The sequence below is a fragment of the Spiroplasma endosymbiont of Sarcophaga carnaria genome (assembly GCF_964019595.1).
GTDB classification, from domain to species: domain Bacteria; phylum Bacillota_I; class Bacilli_A; order Mycoplasmatales; family Mycoplasmataceae; genus Spiroplasma; species Spiroplasma poulsonii.
On the sequence record NZ_OZ026456.1, the window covers coordinates 1467717 to 1483031 of the forward strand.

The following is a 15315-nucleotide window of genomic DNA, read 5'->3' on the forward strand; positions in this document are numbered from 1 at the left end:
TAACAAGTCCTTTTTTAAATTAATCTAACAAACTTCATAAAGATAATTAATAGGAATATATTTGTTATTGTATTATATAATGCTGGACTAAATTTTCATACCTCAAATGTTTGACTAAAAAAACTATATATTGTTTGAAATATTTTACCAACACCGCTTGCTAATTCGTTTACTTGTTTAACACCGGGAATATTATTTACAATTCAAATTGCAGCATTTTTTATATGACACGCTAAATTATATCAACTACAACTTTCATATTGGGCTTGTCATCATTGTCCATCAGGAAACAACCCGCCATTATTTATTTCTTGTCAGTTATAAATTCCAAAATTAAAATCATAATAACGGTACATATCATTTTCTTTTTGGGCTTGTAATTCAAAGACATTATAACCGATTTTTTGTTATTCAATTTTTTTGTATTTTAAACCGTATTTATCTTTTAAAGCACCTTCAAAAATATAACCTTCATTTTGATTAATATTATAATTATTTGCAACTGAAAAATCATAATTAAATACATCTCCATAATTTGTGTTATAAAAACGATTTTTAAATGCTGAATACAATTTAATGTCTAATTGATTGTATTTATCAGAAAAATAAAAATAACGAGGATAAATTTTAAAACCATTATTTACTAATAAACCATATTTTTTATTATATCCTTGTAAATAAGTATCATTTTCTAAATCAAAAATTGTTCGTAAATAATCTTTATAAAAATTTTGGGAAACCGTAAACATACTATTTAATAGTTTTTCAAATTGATTTTTATTAGTATTAGTTTCATCAATTAAAACATCTCTAAAATTAATCAATTTTAAACCAAAAAAATTAATTAAAACAGTATCATACTGTAAATTATCAATATAACCACTTTCAATAAAATTACTGCGATTTTGAAATACAGGTACCAAAGCATGGGTAAAAAAGGCTTTTAAAAATTTATTAATATCAATTTGACCTTTCATCTGTTCAAAAACCATTTTACCAATATTAGGAGAATTACCTTGATTATAATTATATGTTTCAGCACTAAAATTAAAAGTATCTTCTTTTTCTTTCATAAAAGTAAACAAAAAACCTAAATCATCAGTATACCGATAACTATTTGCATTATTACCATCCCAATATTGTTTAAAATGTGTTAATTCTAAACTATATGCAACAATATTTTTATTTTCATCAATTGTTAAAATCATCCGATAAATTGATTTTCTAGTTAAAATAACATCAGGTTTTCAATCTAATTTTTCCATATTATTAATAATTTCAAAATCAAAAATTATTCTTTCACTACCCAAATTTGGGTCATCATAGTTTGGATTACCACCTTGCTGAATTCGGATATTTTCTTGTACAATAACATCAATATATTTAAGCAAAAAAGAACGAACATTTTGATAATATTCAGTATATAATTTTAATTTGCCATCATTATCAACAACGGGTAATTCTGGTTCACCGTTTCCATCTCAACGATATACTAAATTATAGTTTCAAATAAAATCTGAATCATTTTTTAAGTGTTGTCATAACAAATTTTGATTTTTAATAAAATTATTATCAAAATAAAATTTTGTAAGCAAATATTGACCATTTCTTTTTTCTCCATAAAAATATCATTTATTAGTAGCAGTTAAAAATTCTTTATTAGGTGCCTGTGTTCTAGGAATTTGTATTCAAAACTCATTAATCATTTTAACTAATTGTAAATTATCAATACCTCTTTCTAATTTATTAATAACTTCCACAGTATTAAAATACTTAGCAAAAGAATAAGAAAAATTAGTTAATTCTTTTAAAAATTGTTTTTTATCAACATCATAGAATTTATCAATATTATATTGTTTAGCATAAGTATCTCAATTTTTATATAAATCCATAAACTCATCACTAGGCTTATCAAATGAAATTCCCGTTGAATAACTATCCTTTAAAAAGTCTAAATATCATTTATCATTATAAGTTAATGTTTGTGATGTTTTTAGAGTTGGATTAATAAAGTAATTTGTTTCAGACCAGTTTTCAAAAAAACTACTGCGTAAAAACATTGTATTAATAAAATCAGTTTCATTCATTCCCATTGTTTGTTAATTAACAGTATAATTCTGCTGATTTAAGGGTTTAAATGCTGTTAAAGTAATAAATGGAATAATTAAACCTAAAATACCTAAAATAGATATGGCAAATAAAGATAATGATTTTTTCATATTTATAATTCAACCCCTAACTATACAATGTTTTTGAAACAATAAACCCAACAATATATAAACTTGATATTGTTAACATTAATGGATGACTAAACAAAATTGCCATTTTACCAAACAAAGAAAGTAAAAAAGTATCTGAGTTATATAAATCCATAATGATATTTTTTGCTGATGTTAATTGATTTATAATCACCGTAATAAAACTAGTACCAAAAATAGCAATTGCAGCAACTAATAAAACTAATCTAATCATTAATCTGTTTCCTTTCACCGACCATTTTTATTAGCCTTATGTGCTTTTTTAACACCACGTACTGTTGAAGCATACAATTTTGATGTATTGTTTTTAACAGTTGAACCTAATTCATTATATTGTGTTCTTGTTCCGTGGATAGCATAAATTTATAACTTAACAACCATAAAAAAGATAATAAAATAAGCAATAGTTGTATTTGTCATTGGTAATTTAGTATTTCAAATTACATCAAAAATAAACAAAAATACATCAAAAATAAAACTAAAAATCTTATCTCAATTATTACTTTCTGATAATAAATTAATCATCTTTATCACTTCCTTTTTCTTTTTTAGGTTTTAAATTTTTTTTCAAAATATCAATATCAAACAATGCTAAACGCTCTTTAACACTTAATTTAGTAATTTCTGACCAATAATATTCTTTATAATTAACTATTTCATCATTTTTTAAATCACGAACAAACTTTAATCATTTACTATCATATTTCTGTGCAAATTCTAATGGAATAATTATTTTAAAAAACAGAATTCCTAACCCAACATCCGACTTATGTTTTGCTCGTTTACCTTCGGCTGTTCGTTCTACTGATTTTGTTTTTCAAATTTCATAATCTGTAATATCTTGAAAAATACCAATTCGCATAATAAAGAAACGATTAAAAAAATTAAATCCTTTTTTAGCAATAGGTTTTTTCAATGAAATTGGAATAATAATACCACTTGCTAATTGTCGAATATTATTTCAAATCATACCCTCACGCTGAGCAGTAAATAAAGCACGATTACCAAAATGTCTTGCTAATACAATTCACGGAATTTTACCACTACGAACTTTTTTCTCATCGTGGGGACTAGTTCCATCAATATATAAATAACTTTCATCAAATAAAATAACACTATCATCTGGGGGAACTGGTTTTGTTCTATCTGTAAAATCTAAATTTTTAAATGTTAAAACTTTAACTTTATCATCTTCTAACGGATAATTACTATAAATCTTATCCGTTAATAATTTCATTGTTTCTGACAAATAAGTTAAAAGTAAAGTTTTTCCCGTCCCTAACTTACCAATAATTACTGATAACGGATTATCTCAAACAAAATTAACTAAACGAAAAGCACTCAACTGATAAAATATGTTTTTTCAAACTCATCAGACAAAATAAACACATTGCAAAGCAAACAATAATCAAAATACTAAACCGGTATAATTTAATGAAATTATTCAAAGTAATAAATCAATTAAACTAAACAAAATCATTGAACCACCAATATAACAATAATTTTTTAAGAAAAATATAAATTTTTTCATTACTTAAAATACCCAACTATTTTAAAAACCATTCACAATAAAAACCACGTTAAAAATAAAATCACAATTCAAATACCAATCATAAGAGTTAAATATTCATTTTGAGTTAAATTTCAAGTTGTAATAATTTCAACATTCGTTTTATCTATAAACAAAAATACATAAATAAAAAACTCTTTTAATTTTTCTCAATCATTTTGCATATTTAAAAACTCCACATTTTCTGAATAAGTTTAAAAAACATCACCAAAAATAAAACGATAAATAATACAAATGATATGACATATAAAAATTCAGGAGCATTTGAACCAATAATATAACTAACAAATTGAACTCAATAATCATATAAACCCATTAATTTAAGTCCTTCAAGTCATTAATTAATTTATCTACTTTTTCATCACTTCAATTTGTTAAATTATTGTTAGTTGTTTTTACTTTTTGAGGTTCACCAGGAAATATTGCTTTTTTCATTTGTGTAAAATAATTTTATTTGTATTGATTATACAAATTGATTAGTTCTGCTCCAGTTAAATATTTTCACACATGACGTTTTAAATTTTCATCATATTTTACAATACGATAAGAATTATCATAAATCAAACCGATTGCTACTTGTTCTGAGTGTTTTTCACTCGGATAAATAAATTTATTACTCAACCAAAAACCAATATGACGATTATGATTAGGTAAATTTATAAAAATTGCTTTTTTTGTTTCAAAAACTATCAACTCTTTACGAATAAAATAATTTTCTATATTTTGATTTTTCTTAACAAAATTACTCAATTTTATCAACTCCTAACTAAATATTTATTTAATAAACAATGTTATATTTAATGTTTATATATTGTTTACTTATTGATAAAAACACTGATTATTAACAATGTTATACATAATGTTTATATATTGCTTATTTAATGTTTAATAAACAATGTTATTAACAATGTTAAATATATAAAATAATAAAAATTGACACACTGAAAAATACTATTTAATTTTTAATAATAGTCTTTAATTTTGTCGAAAACTCTTGATATTTATAAAATATACCTAAAATTAGGTATATTTTTAATATATAGAGGTAAATAAATGATGAAAAAAATAATTACAGAATTAATAAATAGCTTAACAGATGATCAATTTTTAGAATTTTATGAAAAAATAAAACAACAAGCAGACTTAATTAAAAAACAAAAACGTTTAAATGAAATTGATCAAAAATTTAGAGATAAAGGCATTATATGTCCTAATTGCAAATCTTTTCATTGTGTTAAAAATGGTCATAATTCCGAAGGAAAACAAAAATATTTATGTAAAAAATGTCGTGCTAGTTTTGATGCATTTCGTCATCATTTTACTTATTGAAGTCATTTAAATTATGAACAGTGAAATTTATTAATTCAAATTTCATTGTTAGGACAATCTAGTAAAATAATTTCTCGTTTTATTAAAACAACCCCAAAAACCGCTTGATATAATCGACAAAAATTAATGCAATCAAAACAATTAGAAAATACACAGTTAAAATTTAAAAAATTAAATGGTCAAATCCAAATGGATGAAACATTTATTAAAGAAATTCATAAAGGCAATTTTAAAGATAAATTTGATAAACGAAAAACTCATCTCGATCCATTTTCAACTGATACCAAATGCTGTATTCAAATGGCAGTTGATAGCAATAATAATATTTTTGTTCAATCCACCAATACCAAAAGATTACAAAAACAATGGATTATTGAAAATATGAATAAGCAACTAATTAAAGAAAAATCAATAATTATTTCTGATATGCAACCACTATATTTATTAGTAGCAAAACAAACAAATTCTACTCTATATTCCACCAAAACTAGTACAAACCCTGATACTAGTTATCAAAAGTTAAATAAGATTAGTAAATTACAATCCAGTCTTAAAGAAGCCTTAATTCATTATCATGGTTTGGGTTTCACTAATATTCAAAATTATTTAAAGCTCTGAAAATGAAAATACCAACACAAAGGTTTAACACCAAACCAACAATCAACGGTATTATATTTTAACGTTTAAAAAATTTAAAGCAAAATCATAATCTTACACAAAATTAGTTTTCAAATTGTCATATTGATGATTTTTTTTATTTCATCAAGAGTTTTCGACAAAATTAAAGATAATAGTTATTAAAATATAAAATTAATCATTTATAATTAAATTGATATTTTTGCACTACACACTGCCTACAAATTTTAAAAAGAAAGTAGATATATTTATAAAGAATATTATAAAAATTTATATTCCAAAACCACTATTAATATGACCCTTAATAAAAATATTCTTATTTTTATTAAATCCTACTTTAAAACAATTATTTCATTACTAATAATTTCAATAATAACTTATAGACAGTGTGTAATACAAAAATAAACAACAAAATTATTTAATCAACTCACATAAAAGCTAGTGTGCCATAGCTAAGATATATGATCAGTAATAATAAATATTAAAATACTTTAACCATAACACGGAAAAAGTTTAAAATCTTAATGATAACAAAAATACCAAATGGAATTAAAATAATTCACGCATCACCTAAAAAGGTCATTAATTGTGGTAATACAGCATAAATTGCTTCTTTAACTTTCATCATTGCTTGCCCTAAACCACTTCAAATAGAACCCATTCCATCTGAAATAGTAGGTTTATCACCAACTGCTAAAAAATTAATTGCTGTTGTTAAATACATACCTAACATTATTTTTTATCCCCCTTATTTTCAATTTCTTTTTTATCTTTTTTCTTTCCTCGAATTTGGCGAATTTTTTGATAAATTGATAAACCAATTCACGCAAAAATACCTAGTATAATAACAACACTAAAAATTGTCGTTAATCAAACTGGCATAACTTATTCCTCCTAAAAATCTAATTTTCGCGGCACGCTTCGCGTGTTCGCTACGCTCAAAATAAACTATATTGAATAAATTACCGCTAATAAATTACGCGGATAATTTATTCATCTTCTTTTTCATTATTAATTACAATATTATTTACCGTATTAATAACATTATCTTTTCCATACTTAGTTACTAAGGACCGTAAAATAAAATAATGTTTTCTTTCCATTAAAAAATCAACTCCTTTCTGAGTTGATTTGTTGCACTTCACTTACACGATGCCAACGACACAAAGTAAAGCATTAGATCAAAGTGATCCTAAAGTTGCAGGTGCTTTACAAATTTTAAAAACTAGTTTTATGGCTGTTTTTAATAATGTGAGTCAGCAAATTATTAATGATTATTCAAATTATTACATTGATACTAAACCAATTGATTTATCTGAGGATAGTTTAAAATATAATTTAAATTTTATTGATACAGAAGAATTAGCAAAGTTAGCAAATAATCCGGCTGTTAAAGATATTAAAGCAACGCGATTAGATTTTAGTTTTAATTTTAAGGTTAATTTTAAAAATTTAGCAGCTACTTCAAATTACTTTATTCAATATGTTATTACTAATGATTCAAAAACAATAGGGGATGTTTTAACGGGTGTTGTTCAAAAACTTTCGAAAGTAATTGTAAATTTCTTCGTTAAAGAAGGAACATTCCAAATTGATAAAACTGAGGGTTTTAAAGATATTTATGATAATTTTAATGTTAACTATACCCAAGGCTTTCGTGATTTAGATAATATTATTTTTGCAAAATTAAAAAAAGCTGTTGAGGGAGATCTTGAGTTAACAGACCTTGTTGGAAGTATTAAATATAATGATTCATTAACGTTATTAACATTATTAACAAGTGCTATTAATAACACTACAAATGGTGTTGATGTCGTAAATGAGAAAACAGCTTCTTATGTTTGAGCCGGAATGGGTTATCAACCAGATAAAATTACACCAGAAAACTTTGTTACATTTTATCGTTCATTAGTTAATATTTTTAATACAGGACATAATAGTTTAAATTTAGCTTATTTTAATGTTAATTTATCAAAAGTGTTAGTTTTTGGATTCCCATTATCGGGAGCAGTTATGAATGGTGGTGAAGCATTAAAAGTTCAAGTTGAAATTACAAAAGATGGTTTGGATAAAAAATTACTGGAATATGGAAAATTGGTAACAGCTTTTTATAAACATTTCCGTCTCGAATCAAATCAAAATTATGGGGTCTGACATCTTAGTGAAGCTGTCTTTAATAAAATTTCAGCTTTATCAGAATACAAATATCAAAAGGTTTTAAGAATTTTAATCGATGATTTTAAAGCGTCTTCTGAGGCCAAGGGCTTATCAGGATTAGATATTTTTACAACAGGTGATTGAGAAAAACGTGGTCATGATGTTACTTTAAATGATACAAAAGATACTTTTTCATTACGTCGTGGTGCGGTTTGAAACTTTGATCTAACTTTTGGGACAAATAATGCCGTTTATTATACTGGGTGAACATCAACATTATTTACATTAGAATTTACTAAAAAATAACATTAACTTAAAAAGCAAGAAAGTTCTTGCTTTTTTTATTTTAATATTATGTTAAAGAATTTTAAAGATAGTATGCACCAGATGTGTAGGCCGCAATTTTGCCGCGTTTTATCAGTGGGACCATTTGTTTTTTTGTTTTTTTCAGTATAATATTAATATAGCAACAGATTTTGTGAAAAGGAGTTAAAAAATGAAAAAATTATTGGCGTTATTGGGTGTTTCTGCGTTTTCTGTAACAGGAGCTAGCACAATTGTTGGTTGTCATCAGATGCCACAACCAGATGATCCAGATTTTGGAGGCCATAAAGATGCTGAAACTTTAAATAAAATTTCGCAACGGGTTTCAAATGCATTTTTAGAATATGTTCGTACTAAAAATACAATTAATAGTAAAGATTATCAAACAAAATTTGATGAGTTATATACTATGGTTGATAAAACGACACAAAGTAAAGCATTAGATCAAAGTGATCCTAAAGTTGCAGGTGCTTTACAAATTTTAAAAACTAGTTTTATGGCTGTTTTTAATAATGTGAGTCAGCAAATTATTAATGATTATTCAAATTATTACATTGATACTAAACCAATTGATTTATCTGAGGATAGTTTAAAATATAATTTAAATTTTATTGATACAGAAGAATTAGCAAAGTTAGCAAATAATCCGGCTGTTAAAGATATTAAAGCAACGCGATTAGATTTTAGTTTTAATTTTAAGGTTAATTTTAAAAATTTAGCAGCTACTTCAAATTACTTTATTCAATATGTTATTACTAATGATTCAAAAACAATAGGGGATGTTTTAACGGGTGTTGTTCAAAAACTTTCGAAAGTAATTGTAAATTTCTTCGTTAAAGAAGGAACATTCCAAATTGATAAAACTGAGGGTTTTAAAGATATTTATGATAATTTTAATGTTAACTATACCCAAGGCTTTCGTGATTTAGATAATATTATTTTTGCAAAATTAAAAAAAGCTGTTGAGGGAGATCTTGAGTTAACAGACCTTGTTGGAAGTATTAAATATAATGATTCATTAACGTTATTAACATTATTAACAAGTGCTATTAATAACACTACAAATGGTGTTGATGTCGTAAATGAGAAAACAGCTTCTTATGTTTGAGCCGGAATGGGTTATCAACCAGATAAAATTACACCAGAAAACTTTGTTACATTTTATCGTTCATTAGTTAATATTTTTAATACAGGACATAATAGTTTAAATTTAGCTTATTTTAATGTTAATTTATCAAAAGTGTTAGTTTTTGGATTCCCATTATCGGGAGCAGTTATGAATGGTGGTGAAGCATTAAAAGTTCAAGTTGAAATTACAAAAGATGGTTTGGATAAAAAATTACTGGAATATGGAAAATTGGTAACAGCTTTTTATAAACATTTCCGTCTCGAATCAAATCAAAATTCTGGGGTCTGACATCTTAGTGAAGCTGTCTTTAATAAAATTTCAGCTTTATCAGAATACAAATATCAAAAGGTTTTAAGAATTTTAATCGATGATTTTAAAGCGTCTTCTGAGGCCAAGGGCTTATCAGGATTAGATATTTTTACAACAGGTGATTGAGAAAAACGTGGTCATGATGTTACTTTAAATGATACAAAAGATACTTTTTCATTACGTCGTGGTGCGGTTTGAAACTTTGATCTAACTTTTGGGACAAATAATGCCGTTTATTATACTGGGTGAACATCAACATTATTTACATTAGAATTTACTAAAAAATAACATTAACTTAAAAAGCAAGAAAGTTCTTGCTTTTTTTATTTTAATATTATGTTAAAGAATTTTAAAGATAGTATGCACCAGATGTGTAGGCCGCAATTTTGCCGCGTTTTATCAGTGGGACCATTTGTTTTTTTGTTTTTTTCAGTATAATATTAATATAGCAACAGATTTTGTGAAAAGGAGTTAAAAAATGAAAAAATTATTGGCGTTATTGGGTGTTTCTGCGTTTTCTGTAACAGGAGCTAGCACAATTGTTGGTTGTCATCAGATGCCACAACCAGATGATCCAGATTTTGGAGGCCATAAAGATGCTGAAACTTTAAATAAAATTTCGCAACGGGTTTCAAATGCATTTTTAGAATATGTTCGTACTAAAAATACAATTAATAGTAAAGATTATCAAACAAAATTTGATGAGTTATATACTATGGTTGATAAAACGACACAAAGTAAAGCATTAGATCAAAGTGATCCTAAAGTTGCAGGTGCTTTACAAATTTTAAAAACTAGTTTTATGGCTGTTTTTAATAATGTGAGTCAGCAAATTATTAATGATTATTCAAATTATTACATTGATACTAAACCAATTGATTTATCTGAGGATAGTTTAAAATATAATTTAAATTTTATTGATACAGAAGAATTAGCAAAGTTAGCAAATAATCCGGCTGTTAAAGATATTAAAGCAACGCGATTAGATTTTAGTTTTAATTTTAAGGTTAATTTTAAAAATTTAGCAGCTACTTCAAATTACTTTATTCAATATGTTATTACTAATGATTCAAAAACAATAGGGGATGTTTTAACAGGTGTTGTTCAAAAACTTTCGAAAGTAATTGTAAATTTCTTCGTTAAAGAAGGAACATTCCAAATTGATAAAACTGAGGGTTTTAAAGATATTTATGATAATTTTAATGTTAACTATACCCAAGGCTTTCGTGATTTAGATAATATTATTTTTGCAAAATTAAAAAAAGCTGTTGAGGGAGATCTTGAGTTAACAGACCTTGTTGGAAGTATTAAATATAATGATTCATTAACGTTATTAACATTATTAACAAGTGCTATTAATAACACTACAAATGGTGTTGATGTCGTAAATGAGAAAACAGCTTCTTATGTTTGAGCCGGAATGGGTTATCAACCAGATAAAATTACACCAGAAAACTTTGTTACATTTTATCGTTCATTAGTTAATATTTTTAATACAGGACATAATAGTTTAAATTTAGCTTATTTTAATGTTAATTTATCAAAAGTGTTAGTTTTTGGATTCCCATTATCGGGAGCAGTTATGAATGGTGGTGAAGCATTAAAAGTTCAAGTTGAAATTACAAAAGATGGTTTGGATAAAAAATTACTGGAATATGGAAAATTGGTAACAGCTTTTTATAAACATTTCCGTCTCGAATCAAATCAAAATTCTGGGGTCTGACATCTTAGTGAAGCTGTCTTTAATAAAATTTCAGCTTTATCAGAATACAAATATCAAAAGGTTTTAAGAATTTTAATCGATGATTTTAAAGCGTCTTCTGAGGCCAAGGGCTTATCAGGATTAGATATTTTTACAACAGGTGATTGAGAAAAACGTGGTCATGATGTTACTTTAAATGATACAAAAGATACTTTTTCATTACGTCGTGGTGCGGTTTGAAACTTTGATCTAACTTTTGGGACAAATAATGCCGTTTATTATACTGGGTGAACATCAACATTATTTACATTAGAATTTACTAAAAAATAACATTAACTTAAAAAGCAAGAAAGTTCTTGCTTTTTTTATTTTAATATTATGTTAAAGAATTTTAAAGATAGTATGCACCAGATGTGTAGGCCGCAATTTTGCCGCGTTTTATCAGTGGGACCATTTGTTTTTTTGTTTTTTTCAGTATAATATTAATATAGCAACAGATTTTGTGAAAAGGAGTTAAAAAATGAAAAAATTATTGGCGTTATTGGGTGTTTCTGCGTTTTCTGTAACAGGAGCTAGCACAATTGTTGGTTGTCATCAGATGCCACAACCAGATGATCCAGATTTTGGAGGCCATAAAGATGCTGAAACTTTAAATAAAATTTCGCAACGGGTTTCAAATGCATTTTTAGAATATGTTCGTACTAAAAATACAATTAATAGTAAAGATTATCAAACAAAATTTGATGAGTTATATACTATGGTTGATAAAACGACACAAAGTAAAGCATTAGATCAAAGTGATCCTAAAGTTGCAGGTGCTTTACAAATTTTAAAAACTAGTTTTATGGCTGTTTTTAATAATGTGAGTCAGCAAATTATTAATGATTATTCAAATTATTACATTGATACTAAACCAATTGATTTATCTGAGGATAGTTTAAAATATAATTTAAATTTTATTGATACAGAAGAATTAGCAAAGTTAGCAAATAATCCGGCTGTTAAAGATATTAAAGCAACGCGATTAGATTTTAGTTTTAATTTTAAGGTTAATTTTAAAAATTTAGCAGCTACTTCAAATTACTTTATTCAATATGTTATTACTAATGATTCAAAAACAATAGGGGATGTTTTAACAGGTGTTGTTCAAAAACTTTCGAAAGTAATTGTAAATTTCTTCGTTAAAGAAGGAACATTCCAAATTGATAAAACTGAGGGTTTTAAAGATATTTATGATAATTTTAATGTTAACTATACCCAAGGCTTTCGTGATTTAGATAATATTATTTTTGCAAAATTAAAAAAAGCTGTTGAGGGAGATCTTGAGTTAACAGACCTTGTTGGAAGTATTAAATATAATGATTCATTAACGTTATTAACATTATTAACAAGTGCTATTAATAACACTACAAATGGTGTTGATGTCGTAAATGAGAAAACAGCTTCTTATGTTTGAGCCGGAATGGGTTATCAACCAGATAAAATTACACCAGAAAACTTTGTTACATTTTATCGTTCATTAGTTAATATTTTTAATACAGGACATAATAGTTTAAATTTAGCTTATTTTAATGTTAATTTATCAAAAGTGTTAGTTTTTGGATTCCCATTATCGGGAGCAGTTATGAATGGTGGTGAAGCATTAAAAGTTCAAGTTGAAATTACAAAAGATGGTTTGGATAAAAAATTACTGGAATATGGAAAATTGGTAACAGCTTTTTATAAACATTTCCGTCTCGAATCAAATCAAAATTCTGGGGTCTGACATCTTAGTGAAGCTGTCTTTAATAAAATTTCAGCTTTATCAGAATACAAATATCAAAAGGTTTTAAGAATTTTAATCGATGATTTTAAAGCGTCTTCTGAGGCCAAGGGCTTATCAGGATTAGATATTTTTACAACAGGTGATTGAGAAAAACGTGGTCATGATGTTACTTTAAATGATACAAAAGATACTTTTTCATTACGTCGTGGTGCGGTTTGAAACTTTGATCTAACTTTTGGGACAAATAATGCCGTTTATTATACTGGGTGAACATCAACATTATTTACATTAGAATTTACTAAAAAATAACATTAACTTAAAAAGCAAGAAAGTTCTTGCTTTTTTTATTTTAATATTATGTTAAAGAATTTTAAAGATAGTATGCACCAGATGTGTAGGCCGCAATTTTGCCGCGTTTTATCAGTGGGACCATTTGTTTTTTTGTTTTTTTCAGTATAATATTAATATAGCAACAGATTTTGTGAAAAGGAGTTAAAAAATGAAAAAATTATTGGCGTTATTGGGTGTTTCTGCGTTTTCTGTAACAGGAGCTAGCACAATTGTTGGTTGTCATCAGATGCCACAACCAGATGATCCAGATTTTGGAGGCCATAAAGATGCTGAAACTTTAAATAAAATTTCGCAACGGGTTTCAAATGCATTTTTAGAATATGTTCGTACTAAAAATACAATTAATAGTAAAGATTATCAAACAAAATTTGATGAGTTATATACTATGGTTGATAAAACGACACAAAGTAAAGCATTAGATCAAAGTGATCCTAAAGTTGCAGGTGCTTTACAAATTTTAAAAACTAGTTTTATGGCTGTTTTTAATAATGTGAGTCAGCAAATTATTAATGATTATTCAAATTATTACATTGATACTAAACCAATTGATTTATCTGAGGATAGTTTAAAATATAATTTAAATTTTATTGATACAGAAGAATTAGCAAAGTTAGCAAATAATCCGGCTGTTAAAGATATTAAAGCAACGCGATTAGATTTTAGTTTTAATTTTAAGGTTAATTTTAAAAATTTAGCAGCTACTTCAAATTACTTTATTCAATATGTTATTACTAATGATTCAAAAACAATAGGGGATGTTTTAACAGGTGTTGTTCAAAAACTTTCGAAAGTAATTGTAAATTTCTTCGTTAAAGAAGGAACATTCCAAATTGATAAAACTGAGGGTTTTAAAGATATTTATGATAATTTTAATGTTAACTATACCCAAGGCTTTCGTGATTTAGATAATATTATTTTTGCAAAATTAAAAAAAGCTGTTGAGGGAGATCTTGAGTTAACAGACCTTGTTGGAAGTATTAAATATAATGATTCATTAACGTTATTAACATTATTAACAAGTGCTATTAATAACACTACAAATGGTGTTGATGTCGTAAATGAGAAAACAGCTTCTTATGTTTGAGCCGGAATGGGTTATCAACCAGATAAAATTACACCAGAAAACTTTGTTACATTTTATCGTTCATTAGTTAATATTTTTAATACAGGACATAATAGTTTAAATTTAGCTTATTTTAATGTTAATTTATCAAAAGTGTTAGTTTTTGGATTCCCATTATCGGGAGCAGTTATGAATGGTGGTGAAGCATTAAAAGTTCAAGTTGAAATTACAAAAGATGGTTTGGATAAAAAATTACTGGAATATGGAAAATTGGTAACAGCTTTTTATAAACATTTCCGTCTCGAATCAAATCAAAATTCTGGGGTCTGACATCTTAGTGAAGCTGTCTTTAATAAAATTTCAGCTTTATCAGAATACAAATATCAAAAGGTTTTAAGAATTTTAATCGATGATTTTAAAGCGTCTTCTGAGGCCAAGGGCTTATCAGGATTAGATATTTTTACAACAGGTGATTGAGAAAAACGTGGTCATGATGTTACTTTAAATGATACAAAAGATACTTTTTCATTACGTCGTGGTGCGGTTTGAAACTTTGATCTAACTTTTGGGACAAATAATGCCGTTTATTATACTGGGTGAACATCAACATTATTTACATTAGAATTTACTAAAAAATAACATTAACTTAAAAAGCAAGAAAGTTCTTGCTTTTTTTATAATTATCACAAATATTTAACACAAGATATTTTAAAAGGAGAAAG

12 protein-coding genes and 3 pseudogenes are annotated in these 15315 nt (G+C 26.0%); 6 read left to right on the forward strand and 9 right to left on the reverse strand.

All coding sequences use genetic code 4. The features are described 5' to 3' along the window. Window positions 1-14 precede the first annotated feature (14 nt). The 6 genes and pseudogenes from AACK91_RS08485 to AACK91_RS08510 all read right to left on the reverse strand — a co-directional run bounded on the left by AACK91_RS08485 (window position 15) and on the right by AACK91_RS08510 (window position 4578). Window positions 15-2219, reverse strand: a pseudogene (locus AACK91_RS08485) (spiroplasma phage ORF1-like family protein). Window positions 2220-2235: 16 nt separating this feature from the next. Continuing rightward, a complete protein-coding gene (locus tag AACK91_RS08490; protein ID WP_338963583.1) occupies window positions 2236-2472 on the reverse strand; it encodes a hypothetical protein in 237 nt (78 codons plus the stop codon). Between the two features lie 50 nt (window positions 2473-2522). Continuing rightward, a pseudogene (locus AACK91_RS08495) lies at window positions 2523-2783 on the reverse strand (hypothetical protein); the annotation flags it as partial. Continuing rightward, window positions 2776-3789 (reverse strand): hypothetical protein, encoded by a 1014-nt coding sequence (locus AACK91_RS08500; protein ID WP_338965866.1) that lies wholly within the window; start codon window positions 3787-3789, stop codon window positions 2776-2778. The gene AACK91_RS08500 and the pseudogene AACK91_RS08495, both read right to left, overlap by 8 nt. Further along, entirely contained in the window at window positions 3789-3992 is a 204-nt protein-coding gene (locus tag AACK91_RS08505; protein WP_338963585.1) for a DUF2649 family protein, read from the reverse strand. Before AACK91_RS08505 ends, AACK91_RS08500 begins: the two co-directional genes overlap by 1 nt. A 151-nt stretch (window positions 3993-4143) precedes the next feature. Then, window positions 4144-4578, reverse strand: a pseudogene (locus AACK91_RS08510) (DUF3627 domain-containing protein). 303 nt (window positions 4579-4881) lie between these two features. Here AACK91_RS08510 and AACK91_RS08515 point away from each other — a divergent pair. After that, entirely contained in the window at window positions 4882-5844 is a 963-nt protein-coding gene (locus tag AACK91_RS08515) for an IS1/IS1595 family N-terminal zinc-binding domain-containing protein (RefSeq protein WP_338963247.1), read from the forward strand. 430 nt (window positions 5845-6274) lie between these two features. On the opposite strand, the gene AACK91_RS08520 is transcribed toward AACK91_RS08515, so the two are convergent. The 3 genes from AACK91_RS08520 to AACK91_RS08530 all read right to left on the reverse strand — a co-directional run bounded on the left by AACK91_RS08520 (window position 6275) and on the right by AACK91_RS08530 (window position 6938). Beyond that, window positions 6275-6526, reverse strand: a complete 252-nt coding sequence (locus tag AACK91_RS08520) for a hypothetical protein (RefSeq protein ID WP_338963620.1) — start codon at window positions 6524-6526, stop codon at window positions 6275-6277. Beyond that, window positions 6526-6675, reverse strand: coding sequence for a hypothetical protein (locus AACK91_RS08525; protein WP_338965867.1), 150 nt, complete (start codon window positions 6673-6675; stop codon window positions 6526-6528). Before AACK91_RS08525 ends, AACK91_RS08520 begins: the two co-directional genes overlap by 1 nt. A 107-nt stretch (window positions 6676-6782) precedes the next feature. Next, entirely contained in the window at window positions 6783-6938 is a 156-nt protein-coding gene (locus tag AACK91_RS08530; RefSeq protein ID WP_338966611.1) for a hypothetical protein, read from the reverse strand. 7 nt (window positions 6939-6945) lie between these two features. Between AACK91_RS08530 and AACK91_RS08535 the strand changes: the two genes are divergently transcribed. From AACK91_RS08535 to AACK91_RS08555, 5 genes are all read left to right on the forward strand, one after another. Then, window positions 6946-8256, forward strand: a complete 1311-nt coding sequence (locus tag AACK91_RS08535) for a hypothetical protein (RefSeq protein WP_338965869.1) — start codon at window positions 6946-6948, stop codon at window positions 8254-8256. Between the two features lie 190 nt (window positions 8257-8446). Then, a complete protein-coding gene (locus tag AACK91_RS08540; protein ID WP_338965871.1) occupies window positions 8447-10000 on the forward strand; it encodes a hypothetical protein in 1554 nt (517 codons plus the stop codon). A 190-nt stretch (window positions 10001-10190) separates the two neighbouring features. Next, window positions 10191-11744, forward strand: coding sequence for a hypothetical protein (locus AACK91_RS08545; protein WP_338965871.1), 1554 nt, complete (start codon window positions 10191-10193; stop codon window positions 11742-11744). 190 nt (window positions 11745-11934) lie between these two features. Continuing rightward, on the forward strand, window positions 11935-13488 hold the full coding sequence (locus tag AACK91_RS08550) for a hypothetical protein (protein WP_338965871.1): 1554 nt from the start codon (window positions 11935-11937) through the stop codon (window positions 13486-13488). Window positions 13489-13678: 190 nt separating this feature from the next. Beyond that, window positions 13679-15232, forward strand: coding sequence for a hypothetical protein (locus AACK91_RS08555; RefSeq protein ID WP_338965871.1), 1554 nt, complete (start codon window positions 13679-13681; stop codon window positions 15230-15232). The last annotated feature ends 83 nt before the right edge of the window (window positions 15233-15315 follow it).